17 protein-coding genes are annotated in these 16,441 nt (G+C 58.0%); 4 read left to right on the forward strand and 13 right to left on the reverse strand.

From position 1 onward, the window contains the following. Positions 1-21: 21 nt before the first annotated feature. From HBN79_RS04115 to HBN79_RS04155, 9 genes are all read right to left on the reverse strand, one after another. A complete protein-coding gene (locus tag HBN79_RS04115) occupies positions 22-2,064 on the reverse strand; it encodes a MacB family efflux pump subunit (RefSeq protein ID WP_262372247.1) in 2,043 nt (680 codons plus the stop codon). 58 nt (positions 2,065-2,122) lie between these two features. Beyond that, a complete protein-coding gene (locus tag HBN79_RS04120; RefSeq protein WP_169916348.1) occupies positions 2,123-3,250 on the reverse strand; it encodes an efflux RND transporter periplasmic adaptor subunit in 1,128 nt (375 codons plus the stop codon). A gap of 405 nt (positions 3,251-3,655) precedes the next feature. Continuing rightward, positions 3,656-4,936 carry a translesion error-prone DNA polymerase V subunit UmuC gene (umuC, locus tag HBN79_RS04125; RefSeq protein ID WP_095018511.1) on the reverse strand — a complete coding sequence of 427 codons (1,281 nt, stop codon included), beginning with the start codon at positions 4,934-4,936 and terminating at the stop codon, positions 3,656-3,658. Next, positions 4,926-5,354, reverse strand: coding sequence for a translesion error-prone DNA polymerase V autoproteolytic subunit (umuD, locus tag HBN79_RS04130; RefSeq protein WP_095000117.1), 429 nt, complete (start codon positions 5,352-5,354; stop codon positions 4,926-4,928). Before umuD ends, umuC begins: the two co-directional genes overlap by 11 nt. Positions 5,355-5,459: 105 nt before the next feature. Further along, on the reverse strand, positions 5,460-5,954 hold the full coding sequence (locus HBN79_RS04135; protein WP_169916349.1) for a GNAT family N-acetyltransferase: 495 nt from the start codon (positions 5,952-5,954) through the stop codon (positions 5,460-5,462). Positions 5,955-5,965: 11 nt separating this feature from the next. After that, a complete protein-coding gene (locus tag HBN79_RS04140; protein WP_095018509.1) occupies positions 5,966-6,403 on the reverse strand; it encodes a GNAT family N-acetyltransferase in 438 nt (145 codons plus the stop codon). 4 nt (positions 6,404-6,407) lie between these two features. Next, positions 6,408-6,893: a DUF2867 domain-containing protein gene (locus HBN79_RS04145; protein WP_095000115.1), complete on the reverse strand. Its 486-nt coding sequence runs from the start codon at positions 6,891-6,893 to the stop codon at positions 6,408-6,410. A 45-nt stretch (positions 6,894-6,938) separates the two neighbouring features. After that, positions 6,939-7,334, reverse strand: coding sequence for a GFA family protein (locus HBN79_RS04150; RefSeq protein WP_169916350.1), 396 nt, complete (start codon positions 7,332-7,334; stop codon positions 6,939-6,941). Beyond that, positions 7,334-7,981 carry a class I SAM-dependent methyltransferase gene (locus HBN79_RS04155; RefSeq protein ID WP_095023346.1) on the reverse strand — a complete coding sequence of 216 codons (648 nt, stop codon included), beginning with the start codon at positions 7,979-7,981 and terminating at the stop codon, positions 7,334-7,336. The genes HBN79_RS04150 and HBN79_RS04155 overlap by 1 nt, the downstream gene beginning before the upstream one ends. 146 nt (positions 7,982-8,127) lie before the next feature. Between HBN79_RS04155 and HBN79_RS04160 the strand changes: the two genes are divergently transcribed. Genes HBN79_RS04160 through HBN79_RS04170 form a run of 3 tightly spaced genes read left to right on the forward strand, consistent with a single transcriptional unit; the run spans position 8,128 to position 11,913 of the window. Beyond that, positions 8,128-9,546, forward strand: a complete 1,419-nt coding sequence (locus HBN79_RS04160) for an FAD-linked oxidase C-terminal domain-containing protein (protein ID WP_095018507.1) — start codon at positions 8,128-8,130, stop codon at positions 9,544-9,546. 52 nt (positions 9,547-9,598) lie between these two features. After that, positions 9,599-10,537 carry a LysR family transcriptional regulator gene (locus tag HBN79_RS04165; protein WP_095000111.1) on the forward strand — a complete coding sequence of 313 codons (939 nt, stop codon included), beginning with the start codon at positions 9,599-9,601 and terminating at the stop codon, positions 10,535-10,537. Positions 10,538-10,584: 47 nt separating this feature from the next. Further along, a complete protein-coding gene (locus tag HBN79_RS04170) occupies positions 10,585-11,913 on the forward strand; it encodes an MFS transporter (protein ID WP_095000110.1) in 1,329 nt (442 codons plus the stop codon). 9 nt (positions 11,914-11,922) lie between these two features. On the opposite strand, the gene HBN79_RS04175 is transcribed toward HBN79_RS04170, so the two are convergent. Both HBN79_RS04175 and HBN79_RS04180 read right to left on the reverse strand, forming a co-directional pair. Further along, positions 11,923-12,951: an LLM class oxidoreductase gene (locus HBN79_RS04175; protein WP_095032103.1), complete on the reverse strand. Its 1,029-nt coding sequence runs from the start codon at positions 12,949-12,951 to the stop codon at positions 11,923-11,925. A 14-nt stretch (positions 12,952-12,965) separates the two neighbouring features. Next, entirely contained in the window at positions 12,966-13,589 is a 624-nt protein-coding gene (locus tag HBN79_RS04180) for a glutathione S-transferase family protein (RefSeq protein WP_169916408.1), read from the reverse strand. A gap of 139 nt (positions 13,590-13,728) precedes the next feature. Here HBN79_RS04180 and HBN79_RS04185 point away from each other — a divergent pair, with 139 nt between their 5' ends. Then, positions 13,729-14,616: a LysR substrate-binding domain-containing protein gene (locus HBN79_RS04185; protein WP_169916351.1), complete on the forward strand. Its 888-nt coding sequence runs from the start codon at positions 13,729-13,731 to the stop codon at positions 14,614-14,616. On the opposite strand, the gene HBN79_RS04190 is transcribed toward HBN79_RS04185, so the two are convergent. Both HBN79_RS04190 and HBN79_RS04195 read right to left on the reverse strand, forming a co-directional pair. Further along, the gene (locus HBN79_RS04190; RefSeq protein ID WP_095000106.1) at positions 14,591-15,085 is read right to left on the reverse strand and encodes an ATP-binding protein; all 495 of its coding nucleotides are present in this window, start codon (positions 15,083-15,085) and stop codon (positions 14,591-14,593) included. The genes HBN79_RS04185 and HBN79_RS04190 overlap by 26 nt on opposite strands. Positions 15,086-15,244: 159 nt before the next feature. Then, positions 15,245-16,426, reverse strand: a complete 1,182-nt coding sequence (locus HBN79_RS04195) for a collagen-like triple helix repeat-containing protein (RefSeq protein ID WP_169916352.1) — start codon at positions 16,424-16,426, stop codon at positions 15,245-15,247. Between the last annotated feature and the right edge of the window lie 15 nt (positions 16,427-16,441).

Genomic DNA, 16,441 nt, shown 5'->3' on the forward strand with positions numbered 1-16,441 from the left:
TACGATGGCAAACCCATTGACTTACGCCCGGGACAAAGCCTCGACAGGATCCAGCCTGGCGGCATTTCGAGCAGGTATATAACCAAATACAAGACCAATAACGGTAGAACTTGCAAACGCTACCATGAACGACCAATAAGAAAATTTAAGCGGAAAATCAGTTTGTAATCCGCCTAAAATTTCCCCGGCAAGCATGGCCAGCAAAAACCCAAAACCACCGCCAAATATGCACAGCAAACAGGATTCGCTGAGAAACTGCTGCATGATATCTCGTCGACGGGCACCGAACGCCATACGAACGCCTACCTCATAGGTTCGCTCTGCTACTGAGTAAAGCATCATATTCATCAAGCCAATTCCTCCAACCAGGAGAGAAATCGATGCGACCGATATGCTTAGCACGTTCAAGACTCTGGTAGCACTGGTCACCGACCGGAGTATTGAGTCTGCAGAACTTGTGAAAAAGTCTTTGCTGCCGCGTTTGAGTTCCAAAAGACGATTGATATTACTTTCGGCCAGTTCGTTTGAAATCCCGTCAGCCACGCGCACTACAATGCTCTCAAGAAATGGCTGGCCCGAAATACGTGACATCAACGTGGTATAAGGCATATACATCTGCAGAACAGGCGCCTCACCAAATGAAGACGGTGTATTCTTGATAACCGCTATGACGATTGCCGGCATCGGGCCTACCAATATGACTTTTCCAATCGGGTCCTCCCAGCTCGGGAAAAGTCTTTTGCGCATATTTTCATCAATGACTGCAACTTGCGCCTGCCGTTTAACATCATCACTGGAAAAAAAAGTACCTTGCGCAAATACCTCGCCTCTCACCCTGGCAAACGCTTCACCGACACCCAATACCTGAGCTGAAAGGTTGGCGTTTTTTGATGTAATGGTGGCTGTCGCAGAAGTGACCGGGGAGATGCTGTCAACGTAGGGAAGTGATCGCAGATAGTCCACATCAGATTCACTCAGCGCTTTGTTTGAACCCTTGTAGATATCACCCCAGTCCTTCCCGGAGTAAATATCGATGGTGTCAGCACCCAGGGCGCTGATCTCTTGAACTATGCGGTCGCGCGCCCCCTCACCCAGGGCAATAACCGATGAAACCGCAGCAATGCCGATGACGATTCCCAGTACCGTCAATCCCGCATGCAAGGGCTTTCTGACCAGCCACGAAAAAGCAATTTTAATTGCCTCCACCCAGCCTGACAGCATGTTTATCGAGGAGCCCTGTGCAGGTTTCAACCCGGGCCCCCCTCGCGGCCCTGCCGTTGACGAGGCAGGGTGATTGCCTGTATCCGAAGAGATGCAGCCATCCTGAATATGAATCAGCCGCTGCGCATATGAAGCGATGTCATTATTGTGCGTAACAATAATGACGGTATGCCCTTTTGCATTCAGTTCACATAAAGCGGCCATCACCTCCTCACCGCTCTTGGTATCCAGCGCACCGGTCGGCTCATCGGCCAATATGATGTCGCCGCCATTCATCAGTGCACGCGCAATGCTGACACGCTGTTGCTGCCCACCTGACAACTGTCCCGGAAAGAAGTGCAAGCGGTCGCTCAACCCAAGACTGTTCAACAGCATTTGCGCGCGTGCACGCAGTGTTTTCTTCTCCCCTTCGACATAAAGGCCTGGAGACAAAACGTTTTCTTCAGCATTCAGGTGGCCCAGCAAATGGTAGCGCTGGAATACGAATCCGAAAGTGCCCCTGCGCAAATCTGCCAACTCATTATTCGTCAGACGGGTCACACTCCGCCCGTGCAGGATGTATTGCCCTTGCGAAGGCGGGACAAGGCACCCCAGAATATTGAGAAGGGTCGATTTTCCCGAGCCCGATGTCCCGACAATTGCAACCATCTCACCTGCACGGATATTCAGGTTGACGTCTCGTAAAGCCTCTGTAGATGAATGACCATTGAAATAGCTCCTGCTGACATTTATCAATTGGATTAATGGCGCGGATAAGCTCAGGTTTTCCTCTGGCAGGTTGCCAGGCTTTACGGCATCCTTCGTGGGCCGAGTTCGAAACTTTATTTTCCTGAGACATTCCATACACTACCCGACAAATAAATATTAACAATGACCCCCACAGCACAACGCCGATCAACGCCTATTCGACAATGACATTGTCGCCTAGCTCAAGCCCCGACTTAACTTGCACATGCGTATTGTTTCGCAGACCGATCGCAATGGATCTTGCAACCACTTCTTTCTGCTCCGTCAATATACGCACTTCATAAAGATTGCCCGCAGACTGCTTTTTTCCGAGAGCGGCTAAAGGAATTGCCATCACCTGGCCAACGCTTTCCTGAGTGATTTTAACGTTGGCTGTCATCAAAGGCTTGAGCAGACGATCAGGGTTATCAACTTCAAACGTAGCATTGTAGTAAACAGGAACATTGGACGTTGCATTGGGCTTTGAGAGTTCTTTGCTGTCAGTAACGACGGACTCCGGCAGAAGTTCAACGGCAAGAATTTTCGATTCGAAAGACAGCTCCGGTGCACCGGTCACGGTAAAAACAACCTTTTGCCCCTCCTGCACTCGTACAATATCCGACTCGGATATTCTGGCCTTGACTGTCATCCTGTCCATATTGCCCATAATCAGAATGGTCGGTGATGTCTGGGCGGACACAATTGTCTGGCCCTCTTTAGTCACAATAGCGATGATTTCGCCATCGGCAGGCGCCTTGATTTTCGTATACCCGAGATTAGCCACTGCGCTATCCATCTCGATTTGAGCCAAATGAATCTGGCTTTTTAGAACGAAGACTTCAGCCCGGGCATTTTCCAGCTCCACCTCGGCTTGCTCAAGGTCTCTTTTTGCGCTGGCATCTGCCTGATACAGCGCTTGCTGGCGGGTAAATACCCTCTCTGCGCGCTGGCGCGCTTTTTCCTTGGCCTTTTGCTGTGCCAGTACAAGATCGCGGCTGGCTTTCGCCTTGCTCAAGGCATTTTCCTGAAGCTCCGGATCAATCTCCACTAATACCTGGCCTTTTTTGACCTTGTCACCCAGTCGCACATGGATTGTTTTAACTTGACCATTAACCTGCGCGCCGACATCGACCAAGCCCGTTGCGACTATCGGGCCTGTTGCCAAAACCAGACTTTCCATGTCGATTTTCGTTACTGGCGCAACGATATGGCTCACTTCATCAGACCGATCAAACAACCCATAAAATGCAAAAGAAGATAATGCGACCAGCCCGACAACAAAAACAATCCATTTAAATCGCATAAGTGAGCAACCAATACAATGCAACTGTGTTTATCATCTTTAATCCTGACCTTGCCTGATAGCAGGCACGTACCTGCATCTGCTTTTTTGACTTTTCTTGATAGTCTTGATAGCCCGCCATTCTTGCAATTAAAACCAATGCCTGCTCGGCAATGGGTATAACAGGGCAACACCATTAGTACAGCATCAGTACTAACATTCAACTGCCAGGAGCAAGCGCAAGAATAACCCCACTATTAATTCAGGGTTTTCCTACCTTGATTTTTTTGAGTCTTCAACAAGCAAACCAGCAGCACACGACAGCCCAGTGTTCTGAGCAGGCCATATGTTTGAACTTCACACACCGGATCTCCACTTTGCGCGTACAGTTCATTGCCCACAGTTCTGCACAATCAACGGCCGTATTTATCGGCACGAAACCTGCCAAAGCTGATCCACCCGCGTCGTATAACTCTGGCTCATCATCTCCCGGCGCATCCCCCAGTCGGGTTTGCCCGGCACGCTGGCGGCCCGTAACGTGCCCCTGCCCCAGCGGCCATTGATGGCATCCAGTACCGCCATCACCCGTGAAGCTTCTGCCGGTTGATTGACGGCAAACAGATCGTCGGAAAACTCCCCCGGCTGGCGCAGATCGAGCAACAACACTTCGGCCTTGCTGTATCTGAAACCGGGCTGAAACACATGCTCCAGAGCATCTACCGCTGCTCTGGTGAGTAACCGCACATCATCGGTAGGATAGGGCAAGGTCACCACCACGCCCTTGGCGTACTTCGCCTCGTCCGGGTTGAACATGCCGGTACGAATGCTGACCCGGACTTTTTGGCAGTATGACTTTTGTGCCCTGAGTTTTTCCGAGGCACGCATCATATAGGTGGCTACGGCCTCCTTGATCGGTGCCAGCTCGGTCAGGCGCTTGCCAAACATGCGGCTGCAGCAGATCTCCTGCTTGGGCGGGTCGGGCTCGTCCAGGGCCAGGCAGGATGTACCGTTCAATTCACGGGCCGTTTTTTCGATCACCACGCTGAATTTTTTGCGCAGCGACCACGGGTCCGCTTTGGCCAGGTCCATCGCTGTGCGAATCCCCATACCTTCAAGATGCGCGGTCATGCGTCGGCCAACGCCCCAGACCTCCGACACCGCGGTATTGCGCAGTACCCAGTCACGTTCATGGTCGCCACACAGGTTCACCACGCCCCCCGTGTGGGCCTGCAAGCGCTTGGCGGTGTGATTCGCCAGCTTGGCCAGGGTCTTGGTATGCGCGATGCCGACCCCCACCGGAATGCCCGTGCATTGCAGGATGCGACTGCGCAACTGACGGCCCATGGCGGTGGCGTCAACGATACCGCTCAGGTCGGCAAAGGACTCGTCGATGCTGTAGACCTCGACAGCCGGCAACATCGCCTCGATCAGGCTCATGACACGCTCGCTCATGTCGCCATACAACGCATAGTTGGACGAGAACGCCACAATCCCCAGTTGCTCGAGCCGATCCTTGATCTGGAAATACGGCTCGCCCATTTTCACGTGAGGCTTGGCGTCATAACTGCGGGCGATCACGCAGCCGTCGTTGTTGCTCAGCACCACAATGGGCACCTTGGCCAGGTCGGGCCTGAACACACGCTCACAGCTGGCGTAAAAACTGTTGCAATCGATCAGGGCAAAAACCGGCGCAGGCTTAGTGGCCATGGCTGCGCACGGTATAGGTAATCACGCCCCAGACTGTCAGTTCATCACCTTCGAGTACATACCGGTCCGGATACTTCGGGTTTTCGGATTGCAGCACAACGCTCTTGCCACGCAGGCACAGGCGTTTGCATATCGGCTCGTTATTGAGCAGCGCCACCACCACATGGCCATGCCCGGGCTCGATAGCACGGTCCACCACCGCCAGATCCCCGGAAAAAATCCCCACTCCCTGCATGCTGTCGCCGTCGATGCGCACCAGATACACATGGGGCGCACGGATACCGAGCAGTTCATCGAGGGAAATTTCCTTCTCGATATGATCCGCCGCCGGTGACGGAAACCCGGCGGGGACTTTGAAGGAGCAAAGTGGCAGGCGAACGCCATCTTCAGCAATGGGACCCAGGGAAGTGAAGCTCATGACGCACGCCTTACGATAACTGTATGAACATACAGTAAACTGCGTAGGATCATTCTGGTCAATTTTTCTGACAGATATTTCGACGAGAGGAGTGTGTAGCCGATTTCAGGGGCTGTCTGGAGTCACAACCCAGCACATCGTCTGCAACCTGATAGAGGGATGACTTGCCAAGGGTTCCCATTCATCCCTGAACCTGAACCCTTGCTTCAGGTAGAAGCTGGCAGCTCTTGCGTTGTCCGGGGCTACCTCGAGATAAACGTACTCATGCCCGCCCTGCAGCGCCCGGGCCTTGACTGCGCCAACCAGCCGGGCGGCCACATCGGCGCCGCGCACGCCGGGCTCGATCCACATGCCGATCAAGTTATAGCGCCGGTTTTCGCTCACCCCGGCACCGATCATGCCCACCGCCTTGCTGTCCTCGATGGCCAGCCAGAATTGCGTCCCCGCCCCTGAATCAGCGCGCTCTTGCCACTGCTCGTCGGTGTAACTGGCCGCCGTTTGATAGCTCACGCCAAATGCCGTCGGGGCCTCCAGAAGCGCTGCCAGGCGAACCTGCTTCAACAGCATCCAGTCACTGGCTTGCGTCAATCGAATGTGCATACCCTTCCCTGCTACGTCCGTGATTTTTCAAAGCGAACATCACCTTCAGGCAAATTCGCCACCGCCTGCCAGCCAAGGTGCCGATAAAAACCGCTGGCACGGCTGTTTTCAGCGGTCTCCAGCCAAATCGTGGGGTGATGCTGAAACAGAAACGCCTCGGCCTTCGCCATCAGTCTGCGACCCAGCCCGAGCCCCTCGAATTCGGCCAGGACAAATGCGGCAAAGACACAGCCATCCTCGGCATCGGCCATGGCAAACCCCACCGTAACACCCTCGACCTCGGCCACCCAGATACAGGGAGCGGCTTCCATCGCCTGGCCTATGGCGTCGGGGGTAATGCCCATTTCAGTTAACTGTTGGTGAGAAAGAGGGTTCTCCCTGACGCGGGTACGGATGACAAAAATTGTCGGGATATCTGCCTGATTGGCAAGTCTTATGGCTATGTTCATAAATTCAGGGCTCCATCCCTTGCAGCTTGCGCTTCAGGCGCTTGAGGTAGCTGTTGACAATAAGTTTGTGCGCCGGTCCCACCGGCAGCATATACAGACGGCCAAAGGTGTTATGGGTGACCACAGAGGAGGTGATTGTCAGTACCCGATCAGCCATCGACACACAGGTCATCACATCCAGATGCCGGTCACGCTCGGTCAGCACCAATACCTCGGGGGCGCTGTGCTCTACCAGAAAGAAATCCAGATAGTCACCTGCCTGCACGGCCTCGCGCCGGGTACCGGAGAAACCGCCAATGCGCTTTACGCCAAATAACGAAGAAATCCCGTCTCGGGTTCGAAACGCCAGGCGCATCAGCGGCCCCTGCCCGGCCGTCATCAGGTTCCAGGCTTGCAGCGCCGTGATCTGCACAGGCAGCAGCACCGATCTGCTGTCATGGTAATCAAGCTCGGGCAGCGGACGCAGGGTATGAACAGATGCACGGGTCACTAACGGTTATCTCCCTGATAAAAGTTAAATAATGCCACTGAAGCCCTAGCGCCCCGGCTGCCATTGCGGGTAGACCGCAAGGTCTTCATCTTCAAGCCATGGGACATCATGCTCAGCCCAGATATGGTATTGCGGGCGATCGCCCGGGTCCTCGTCCAGGGTCGCAACACGAACAATCACAGCCGCGGCTGTGTCACGTTCAGCCACAAGGTGACAACCGCACAGCGAGCAAAAGCGCCGCAGCTTGCCGGGGGAAGACTCGTAGTTGCTGAGCTTTTCCTGCCCCCTCGTCCAATGGAAGTGCTCACGCAAAACACCGGCCGTGGTGACAAACGCAGCAGCATGGGTTTTGCGGCACGACTGGCAATGACAATGGCTTACAGGCAGGTCGATACGATCAATTTCATAGCCAACGGCACCGCAGGCGCAACTTCCCTTCATCACAGGCTCCTTTGTTCAGTACGGTATTTATCGTCGCCTTGCGGCTTGCTGGCAATGATATCGAAGCGGTGCCAGGCGATGTCCCCCTGCAAACTGGCACCCGGTTGCTCGAATTCGCGCAACAGATGCAGCTCAAGATTACCGCACAGCAAGCGCGCCTGCGCTTCGGTCTGAAAGGTCATATGGGCAAGTGCCGCCCAGCCGTGCCGCTCGCCAAACAGATGGCCGACAAATACACCACCCGGTTCAAGCGCCGCAGTAACAAGCCGCCAAAGGGTCTCAAAATATTCTGGCCGACAGAACGGCAAGGCGAGACCGGCATGGATCAATCTGGATGCAGGTAACTGCGTCAGCTGTTCAAAATCGCAGGCCAGGGTCGCCAGCCGCCCACCGCTGACACCTTGTGACAATGCAGATGTTCGCGCAATGGCGCCGGCTTCGCGGTCAATGGCCAGTACGTCCCAGCCTGCGGCCAGCAATTGCCGGGTTTCCATTCCGGCCCCACAACCCAAGTCCACGGCCTGACGTGAACCCTCATTCGCGCTGATCAGGTTCAAGGCCCTACTCAGCAAGGGCGATTGCCCGCGCTGTTCACTTGCCTGGTAATAGGCTTCCCAGTCACTCAACTCAAGTTCCTTCTTGATCATTACGCCTGTCACAGGCCATCTCGAAAACAGATGGATCCATCTGAAATAAGCACTACGAGTGTGTACCCAAGGCTGCCTAAGATAAGTCATAACTCCCTGATAATGCCGCCCGTTTTACGCGGTGCACAACAACCGGAGATTGTCTGATGACCCATCCTGCTGCCTGCGAACACCCGCCCCTGGCCGAATCCTTGCGCGAGGAGCTGGGCCAATTGCTCGGCACCCGCTTCTCCACCTCGGCCAGCGTGCGCGAGCACCACGGCAGCGATATTTCCGCACTAGACCCCATGCCGCCGGATGCCGTGGCCTATGCCAACAGCCTTGAGGATATCGTCAGTATCAGCAGCGCCTGTTATCGCCACGATACGCCGATGATCGCCTATGGCAGCGGCACCTCGCTGGAAGGCTGGCTGCAAGCCTCCCACGGTGGCGTCAGCATTGATGTCTCGGGCATGAACCAGGTGCTTGCCATTCGCGTTGACGATATGGACGCCACTGTACAACCGGGGGTGACCCGCAAACAGTTGAATGCGGCGTTGCACGGTACAGGGCTGTTTTTCCCTATCGACCCCGGGGCCGATGCGTCACTGGGCGGCATGGCGGCGACCCGTGCTTCCGGGACCAACGCCGTGCGCTACGGCACCATGCGCGAAAACGTACTGGCCATGACGGCAGTGTTGGCCGACGGCCGGGTGATCAACACCGGCGGGCGGGCGCGCAAGTCTTCCGCCGGCTATGACTTGACCCATTTACTGGTCGGCTCGGGCGGGACGCTGGCGACCATCGCCGAACTGACCGTCAAGTTGCACCCGATTCCTGAAGCCATTTCAGCTGCCGTGTGCCGCTTTCCCAGCGTGGATCTAGCCGTACGCGCCGTGATCCAGATCATCCAGCTCGGTGTGCCGGTCGCCCGCATTGAACTGCTCGATGCCTTGACCATGCGCGCCCTCAACGCCTACAGCAGCACGCAGTTGCGCGAGGCGCCGTCGCTGCTCTTTGAACTGCATGGCTCTGAAGCCGGCGTGAAAGAACAGATCGAGACCGTGCGCATGGTTGCCGATGAACATCAGGGCATGGACTTCGAGTGGGCCGTGCATCCGGAGGATCGCAGCCGTCTGTGGCAGGCCCGGCATGACGGCTACTTCGCCGCCCTCGCCCTGCGCCCCGGTTGCCGCGCCCTGACCACCGATGCCGTAGTACCGATTTCACGACTGGCCGAGTGCATTGAAGCGACGGCAGCGGACCTTGCGCAAAACGGCTTTCTCGCACCGATTTTCGGTCATGTGGGCGATGGTAACTTCCATGCCGTGATCCTGGTCGACCCGCACAACCCTGACGAAATCGAACGCGCCGAAGGCGTGGCCCATCGCCTGGCCGAGCGGGCCATTGCCCTGCAGGGCAGTTGCACCGGCGAGCACGGCATCGGCTTGACCAAACAGCACTTTATGGCCGTTGAACACGGGCAAAACGCCGTGGACGTCATGCAGTCGATCAAGGCGGCGCTCGACCCGAAACAGTTGATGAACCCCGGCAAGATATTCCCTCGAGGGCGCTCTGCAGGCTGACCCGCGGTACCATCACCGGCCCGCATATCCGAGTCCTGCAGGAAGCACCGCAATGGAAATCCGCCAGATCAAATATTTTGTCGCCGTGATCGATTGCGGCAGCCTGTCCAAAGCCGCCCGCCAGGTGCATGTGGCGCAATCGGCCTTGAGCAAGCAAATGTCGGCGCTGGAGGACGATCTGGGGGTTCAGCTGTTCCATCGCAGCCACAACGGCGTAGTCGCCAGCGAGGCCGGCAAGGTCTTCTACGAATACGCCCAGGGCATGCTCAAGCATCTGAGCGATGCCCGGGCTGCCGTCAGCAGCAGCCCGGACTCGGTCAGTGGCTCGATTATCGTGGCGCTGCCGCAAAGCGTCGCCACCCTCCTTGCCATGCCGCTGATGCGCGCCGTGGCCGCCCGTTACCCGCAGGTGGCATTCCATCTCAACGAAGAGCTGACCGGCAACGTCATGGACCAGTTACTGCACGGGCGCATTGACCTGGCCCTGTTCAGCGCCATCGACCTGCCCCCGCAAGTGTTGTTCAGCGCATTGATCGAAGAAGATTTTTACCTGATCCACCGTGCCGATGCCGCCGACGCCCCCGCTGCCGGTGAGGTTTGCCTGGCGCAGGCGCTGGCCCGGCCGCTGGTATTTCCCAGTCAGGCCCACGGTCACTGCACCCGCACGCTGGTCGAGCACGCGGTAAAACAGCACGGGCTGGCCGTGGGCGAAATCGTCATGGAGGTCAACTCCGTGCATATCCTCAAAAGCGCGGTCGAGGCCGGTATCGGTCACACCATCATGCCGTTGAACCTGGCCGTGCGTGAAATCGATGACGGTCGGCTGGTGGCCCACCGCATTGCCGCTGACGGCTTGACCCGAACCCTGGGTATCTGCAGTTGCGCTTCGATGCCCGCCAGCCATCTTAAAACCCTGATCAGTGAGTTGATCCGCGAAGTCGTGCACGCCATGTGCGCGTGCGGCGAATGGCCGGGAGGCCGTGCGCGCTGATCGGTGATTGCACACCTGCCCCTACAACAACAAAAAAGAGGCTCCAGATGAACACCCTACCGCCACCCCCTGCTGACATGCCGGACCATGCACTGCATTCGGCCTACCGCAAAACCGCCTGGCGAGTCATTCCGTTGCTGATGGTCTGTTATCTGGTCGCCTACCTGGACCGGGTCAATGTGGGCTTTGCCAAACTGCAGATGCTTGATGACCTCAAGTTCAGCGAGGCGGTGTACGGGCTCGGTGCCGGGGTGTTTTTTGTCGGTTACCTGATGTTCGAAATCCCCAGCAATATCGCCCTGCACAGGTTTGGCGCCCGGCGCTGGATCGCGCGGATCATGATGACCTGGGGCCTGCTGTCAGCGGCCATGATGTTTGTCGAAACCCCCATGAGCTTCTACCTGCTGCGCTTTTTGATCGGCATTGCCGAAGCAGGCTTTTTCCCGGGGATTATTTTCTATCTCACCACCTGGTTTCCGAGCCATCGCCGGGGCGTGATGATTTCACTGTTTATCGCCGCCCTGCCGATCTCCAGCATGCTGGGCTCGCTGATTTCCGGCTTGATCATGCAAACCCTCGATGGCGTGGCAGGGTACGCCGGCTGGCAATGGCTGTTCGTGATCGAAGGCTTGCCGGCGGTGGCCCTGGGCGCCGCCGTGTTCTTTCTGCTGCGCGACCGGATTGCCGACGCCCGCTGGCTCAGCGCCGAAGAAAAACGCGGCATGCAGGCGGCGCTGGATCGCGAAACCCGTGCCAAATCCCACCACTCCGTACGCGATGGTCTGCTCAACCCGAAAATCTGGCTGCTGGGGGCGGTGTACTTTTGCCTGGTGCTGGGCCAGTACGTGATCAGTTTCTGGATGCCGACCATTATCCGCAACAGCGGTGTCGCCGAACCCTGGGCCATTGGCGTGTTGAGTGCTATTCCCTATTCCGTGGCCGCGGTGAGCATGGTGCTGGTGGGACGCAGCAGCGACCGTGTTCGCGAGTATCGCTGGCACCTGGCAATCTGCGCCTTTATCGGCGCTGGCGGGGTTGTATTTGGCACCCTGTTCGGCGCCAGCCTGTGGCTGTCAATGATCGGCCTGACCGTCGGCACAGCAGCTATGATCAGCAGCTTGCCGGTGTTCTGGGGCATGCCTACCGCGGTGGTGGGCGGTGCAGCCGCCGCTGCGGGGATCGCGCTGATCAACTCCCTGGGCAATGTCGCCGGATTTTTCAGCACCATTGTGGTCGGCTGGTTGACGCAGTTGACCGGCAACACCCAGGCGGCAATGTACTTTATGGCCGGCGCGCTGGTGCTCGGCGGGCTGCTGGGCCTGAGTGTGTCACGCACGCGCAGTGACCCGGTTGTTGAGATCAAGGCAGTGGCCTGACAGGTGCCTTCACCATGCTGGCCCGACACGGCCCGGCCCCTGATGGGAAGGAAAATGCGGCAACACGTGCTCTGCCAGCTCCTGTATGACCTCTGCCGCAGGCCGCGCCGAAAACTGGATACCCAGGGCCGCATGGTTGACCCCTGCTGCTTGCCATTCACCCAGCAGGTCAATCAGGCCATTGCGCCCGGTGCGCAACACATAACCGCCCTGTAAAGAGGTGCGGGGATAATCGGGGTCATCAACCAGGTCGAGCCATTCATTGGTCATGTGCGGCCTGAACCCGCCGTCCGGGATCAACTGGCGCCAGGCCCGGATCTTTTCGCCCAGGCGTTGCGGCCCTGCGCGGTCGTGGGTCGATTCGGGAAAGGTCAGCCAGCCATCGGCATGCTCACCAATCCAGGCCAGTGACTGACGGGATGAACCGGTGACCATCAGGGGGATGGCTCCCGCCACGGGCCGGGGCAGAAATTCGGCTCCGGCCATGTGCCCCAGTGCCGAATCAATAACCGGCGCACGGGCCTGCATCAGTTGGCGGAAATACGTCACGCTCTGGGCAAACCGCTCACCCCGCCGGGCGTGCTCCAGACCATAGGCGGGAAACTCAATGGCCCGGTCTCCCGAGGCGATCCCCATGACCAGGCGCCCGTTCGACAACTGATCGATGGTGGCGCTGGCCTTGGCCAGATCAATGGGATGGCGCAACGAAAAGATTGCACTGCCGGTTGCCAGCGCAATTGAGCGGGTGTGAGCCGCCAGAAACGCCAGGTAGGTAAAGGGATCGAATACTTGCCCCGCATCACCGAAGGCAGGATCGAACAGCGGTACGTCGCGCACCCAGACTGCGGCAAAACCATATCGGTCGATGTCGCGAACCCGCTCGGCCTGCCCGGCCAGTACCGCCATGTCGCCCTTGTAAAAGCGCAATGGCAGAAAAATCCCGAGGGTCAGCTGATTGGCCGCGAACATGCGCCGATAACCGCGGTGGCTGGCAAATGCGGGCGACGACTGGCCTGTGATCTGATCTGTAGTGTTCATATTGATCCCCTGATTCAAGCGCCGGTGGCGGGAGCTGGCAGAGCGATGCCGCGCTGCACTGCAGGTCTGGCGCCAATGCGCTGGTACCAGGCGCTCAGGTGCTTATAGGTGCTGAAATCGAAGTCGATGACTTGCGCAATATGGGTCCAGCCAAACTGGGCAATATCGGCAATCGAGTACTCGTCACCGGCCAGATAGGGGTGCTCGGCCAGGCGGTTGTCCAGGGTGGTAAAGGCTTCATCCATCAAGCGCCGATAGCGCGAAATGGCCTGGGGAATTTTGTCTGCGGCAAACAGCTCGAAGTGAACGCGCTGGCCCATCACAGGCCCCACGCTGGCAGCATGAAACATCAGCCACTGGATGGCTTCCCAGCGTTTGGCGGGTTCTACAGGCAAGAGCTGACCACTGATATCAGCCAGATACAGGAGGATGGCTGCCGATTCAAACAGCGTGATGCCGTTGCTTTCGTCGACCAGCACCGGGATACGCCCGTGCGGGTTGAGGCGCAAAAACGCCGGGCTGCGGTTCTCGCCCTGGTCAATGTTTACGTGCCGCAGGTGGTAGGTTAAACCGAGCTCCTCCAGGGCAATGGTGATCTTGAAACCATTGGGCGAGCTGTCGGTATACAACGTGATCATGGGGTTCATGCAGGGCGTCCGGTTAGATATAGTTTTACTAAACTTGCACAGCATCTCTAAACTCGGAACATCATCGCTTTCGCTGTGTGTCAGCGGAAACGATCATTTCTGCACACCAGATTCAGGAAAACTAAAGCCTATGGCAGCTTCACTGCCCCTTCTCGCCTTGCGTGCTTTCGTCGAAGTTGGCCAGCAAGGCAGCATCAAGGCGGCCGCGCAAACGCTGAATGTCACCTCAGGTGCCGTCAGCCAGCAGATCCGCCTACTGGAAGACCGGGTCGGCATGCCGCTGTTTACCCGCGAACGCAGCGGCTTGCGGCTTACAGAGGCTGGCGCATCTGTGCACCCCACCCTGCAGCAAGCCTTCGGGGCAATCGAAAAAGCCATGCAGTCACTGCACGAAAGTACGACTCGCCAGACCCTGACGATCAGTACGGTGGCAACCTTTGCCGCCTCATGGCTGGTGCCGCGCCTGGGACGATTCAACCGCCTGCATCCGGATATCGAGGTGCGGGTGGAGGCCACTTCCGCGCTGGTGGACATGCACCGCGGGCGTGTCGATATTGCCTTGCGCCATGGGCTTGGGGTCTATCCCGGCCTGCACGTGACCCGTTTGATGGCGCCTGTGCTGATCCCCGTCGCCAGCCCCGCCCTGCTGGCTGGCAACCCGGGGCCGGCACAGCCGCAGGACTGCCTCGACTTCCCCCTGCTGCATGACGCTGACCGTGCCGACTGGCTGTTGTGGCTCAGCGCCCATGGCGTGGGCAAAGACCCGCGCGCCGAACGCGGGACAGCTTTTGAGGACGATTTTTTATTGATCCGCGCAGCCGAAGCAGGCCAGGGGCTGGCCTTGGTGCCCCAGGAGTACGCAACCGAAGAAATCGCTGCAGGCCGCCTGGTACAAGTCATGGACAAGCCCTGGCCGGCGCGCTTTGCCTACTACGCCGTAACGCGGGTGGAGGCAATGCAACGGGATGAGGTCAGGGCATTTATGCACTGGATCATGCAAGAGGCCGGGGGTAAGTAACAATCACCAGCCCCTCGTCTGCATCCGGGGAACGAAAGTAGGTGGTGATCAGATCAAACTCGGCATCCGATGCGGCAAAGTCATGCTCGGCAAGCTGGTTGCGTACATGCAGGCGCGCACGGCAGGTGTCGTCGTCCACAGCGAGATAATGCAGGCAGTGCGGCACACGCGCGGTTTCTGCCAGGCCGAGCAACCATTCACGGCCGGCAATGGTATTGGCAGGAAAATCCAGCACCACATCCACACCGGACTCCAGCAGGTCGATCACCAGAGGCCCCAGCACACCGCGAATCCTCAGGCTGTAGGCTGCGTAATCGGTTACCGAATTGATCGCACCGGGATAAAGCGATGAGAGCCATTTATCTTCGCTCAGCAATATCGCGCTGTGCTCCACCGCAAGCGTTCTGGCTAGGGTTGATTTGCCTGATGCGATCTTGCCGCACATCAGATGCAGTGTCGCAGTGACCATGGGACGCTTCCTTGAGTGCGGACATTGGATGATGCCCAGCGCTGGCAGTGAACGCAATTGCCAATAAAACCAGCCAAGGGTGAACGAAAAACAGCCCGGTCTGCACCTGAACTTCAGGGGTACAGACCGAACCGTACAACAGCGTCCGCGCGCGGCCAGTCAGTTTTTGTTTAGCAGGCCGCCAAGCAGACCACCCAGCCCGCCGGAAGCACTTGCGCCACCCGAGGTGCCGGTGTTTGTCTGGGTACCGGTCGTGCCGCCCAGGCTGCCAAGCAAGCCAGTGCTGCCACCCAGTAAACCACCTGTGCCGCCGGTGTTTGTCTGAGTACCGGTTGAACCTGTGGCCGTGCCCAGCCCGCCCAGCAAACCGCCCAGCCCGCCGGTAGTTGTGCTTGTGCCGGTGCCGGTGGTTGTCGTCGGGTTCAGGTAACCGCCGGATTTATCCAGTGCCCCACCCACACCGCCTAGCACACCGCCCACCACATTGGTGAGCGGGTTCTTGCCGGTATCGACTACCTTGTCACCCAGCCCGCCGACCACGCCGCCAACCTTCGTCAACAACCCGTCCACCGGCTGCCCCAACCCGGTGGTGGTGCCTACCTTGCCTGTGACGTTTTCCACCATTGAGATCACGGGGACCACGACCTTGTCATTCAAACCACCGGTAGCCTTGCCCAATTGCCCGCTGGTCACATTGGTGGTCAGTGTGTTGCCAAGCATGGTGACGGTGGTGCCGACCTTGTCCACCAGCCCGCCCGCGGTGCCGGTGACCTTGCCCACTACGCCGCCTACCAGCGGGACCTGACTGATCGGTGTGTTGTCGACCAGAGCGCTGACACCTGTGCCGAGAGACGAAACGCCTTTACCCACATCGCTGACGCCATTGGTAACACCAGCCACGGTAATGCCCAGCGAGTTTTTGTCAGTGCCCAGCGAGCCCAGGCCATTGGTCACGCCATCGGTAATGGAAGTCACGGCATTACCGGTATTGACCACCAACCCGCCTGCTGCGCCGACCACAGGAACGGTGGTCAGGGTGGTGCCCACGCCGCTGACCAGGGTGCCGACACCGCCCAGTCCGGTGCTGACTTCACCGGCGACCTGCCCCGTGACCAGAGGCGGGGTAACTGCCGGGTTAGGCGGATTGGTTGGATTGGTTGGATCAGTTGGATCTGTCGGTGTAGTGGGATCAGTTGGCGTGGTCGGATTGGTCGGCGGCGTCGGCGTGCTTGCGCTGTCACTGCTGTGATGCCCGCCACCACCACTGTGGCAGCCCGCCAGGCTGGCGCTCATGACCAACAACAGGGCCGTGCTTGTTTTCAACCAGAGTTGGGTGTTCATAATCAGCTCCCTTGA

Origin of the sequence: Pseudomonas sp. WS 5051, from assembly GCF_012985715.1 — a bacterium.
In the GTDB taxonomy this organism is placed as follows: Bacteria; Pseudomonadota; Gammaproteobacteria; order Pseudomonadales; family Pseudomonadaceae; genus Aquipseudomonas; species Aquipseudomonas bubulae.

Bases quoted from the DNA above. Each gene is read 5' to 3' on its own strand.
- HBN79_RS04165 (WP_095000111.1), top strand. From the start codon at position 9,599: ATGGAAATCCGCCAGATCAAATATTTTGTCGCCGTGATCGATTGCGGC.
- HBN79_RS04140 (WP_095018509.1), bottom strand. From the start codon at position 6,403: ATGAACATAGCCATAAGACTTGCCAATCAGGCAGATATCCCGACAATT.
- umuC (WP_095018511.1), bottom strand. From the start codon at position 4,936: ATGGCCACTAAGCCTGCGCCGGTTTTTGCCCTGATCGATTGCAACAGT.
- HBN79_RS04190 (WP_095000106.1), bottom strand. From the start codon at position 15,085: ATGGTCACTGCGACACTGCATCTGATGTGCGGCAAGATCGCATCAGGC.
- HBN79_RS04120 (WP_169916348.1), bottom strand. From the start codon at position 3,250: ATGCGATTTAAATGGATTGTTTTTGTTGTCGGGCTGGTCGCATTATCT.
- HBN79_RS04185 (WP_169916351.1), top strand. From the start codon at position 13,729: ATGGCAGCTTCACTGCCCCTTCTCGCCTTGCGTGCTTTCGTCGAAGTT.
- HBN79_RS04150 (WP_169916350.1), bottom strand. From the start codon at position 7,334: ATGAAGGGAAGTTGCGCCTGCGGTGCCGTTGGCTATGAAATTGATCGT.
- HBN79_RS04180 (WP_169916408.1), bottom strand. From the start codon at position 13,589: ATGATCACGTTGTATACCGACAGCTCGCCCAATGGTTTCAAGATCACC.
- HBN79_RS04175 (WP_095032103.1), bottom strand. From the start codon at position 12,951: ATGAACACTACAGATCAGATCACAGGCCAGTCGTCGCCCGCATTTGCC.
- HBN79_RS04195 (WP_169916352.1), bottom strand. From the start codon at position 16,426: ATGAACACCCAACTCTGGTTGAAAACAAGCACGGCCCTGTTGTTGGTC.
- HBN79_RS04135 (WP_169916349.1), bottom strand. From the start codon at position 5,954: ATGCACATTCGATTGACGCAAGCCAGTGACTGGATGCTGTTGAAGCAG.
- HBN79_RS04170 (WP_095000110.1), top strand. From the start codon at position 10,585: ATGAACACCCTACCGCCACCCCCTGCTGACATGCCGGACCATGCACTG.
- HBN79_RS04155 (WP_095023346.1), bottom strand. From the start codon at position 7,981: ATGATCAAGAAGGAACTTGAGTTGAGTGACTGGGAAGCCTATTACCAG.
- HBN79_RS04115 (WP_262372247.1), bottom strand. From the start codon at position 2,064: ATGGAATGTCTCAGGAAAATAAAGTTTCGAACTCGGCCCACGAAGGAT.
- umuD (WP_095000117.1), bottom strand. From the start codon at position 5,354: ATGAGCTTCACTTCCCTGGGTCCCATTGCTGAAGATGGCGTTCGCCTG.
- HBN79_RS04160 (WP_095018507.1), top strand. From the start codon at position 8,128: ATGACCCATCCTGCTGCCTGCGAACACCCGCCCCTGGCCGAATCCTTG.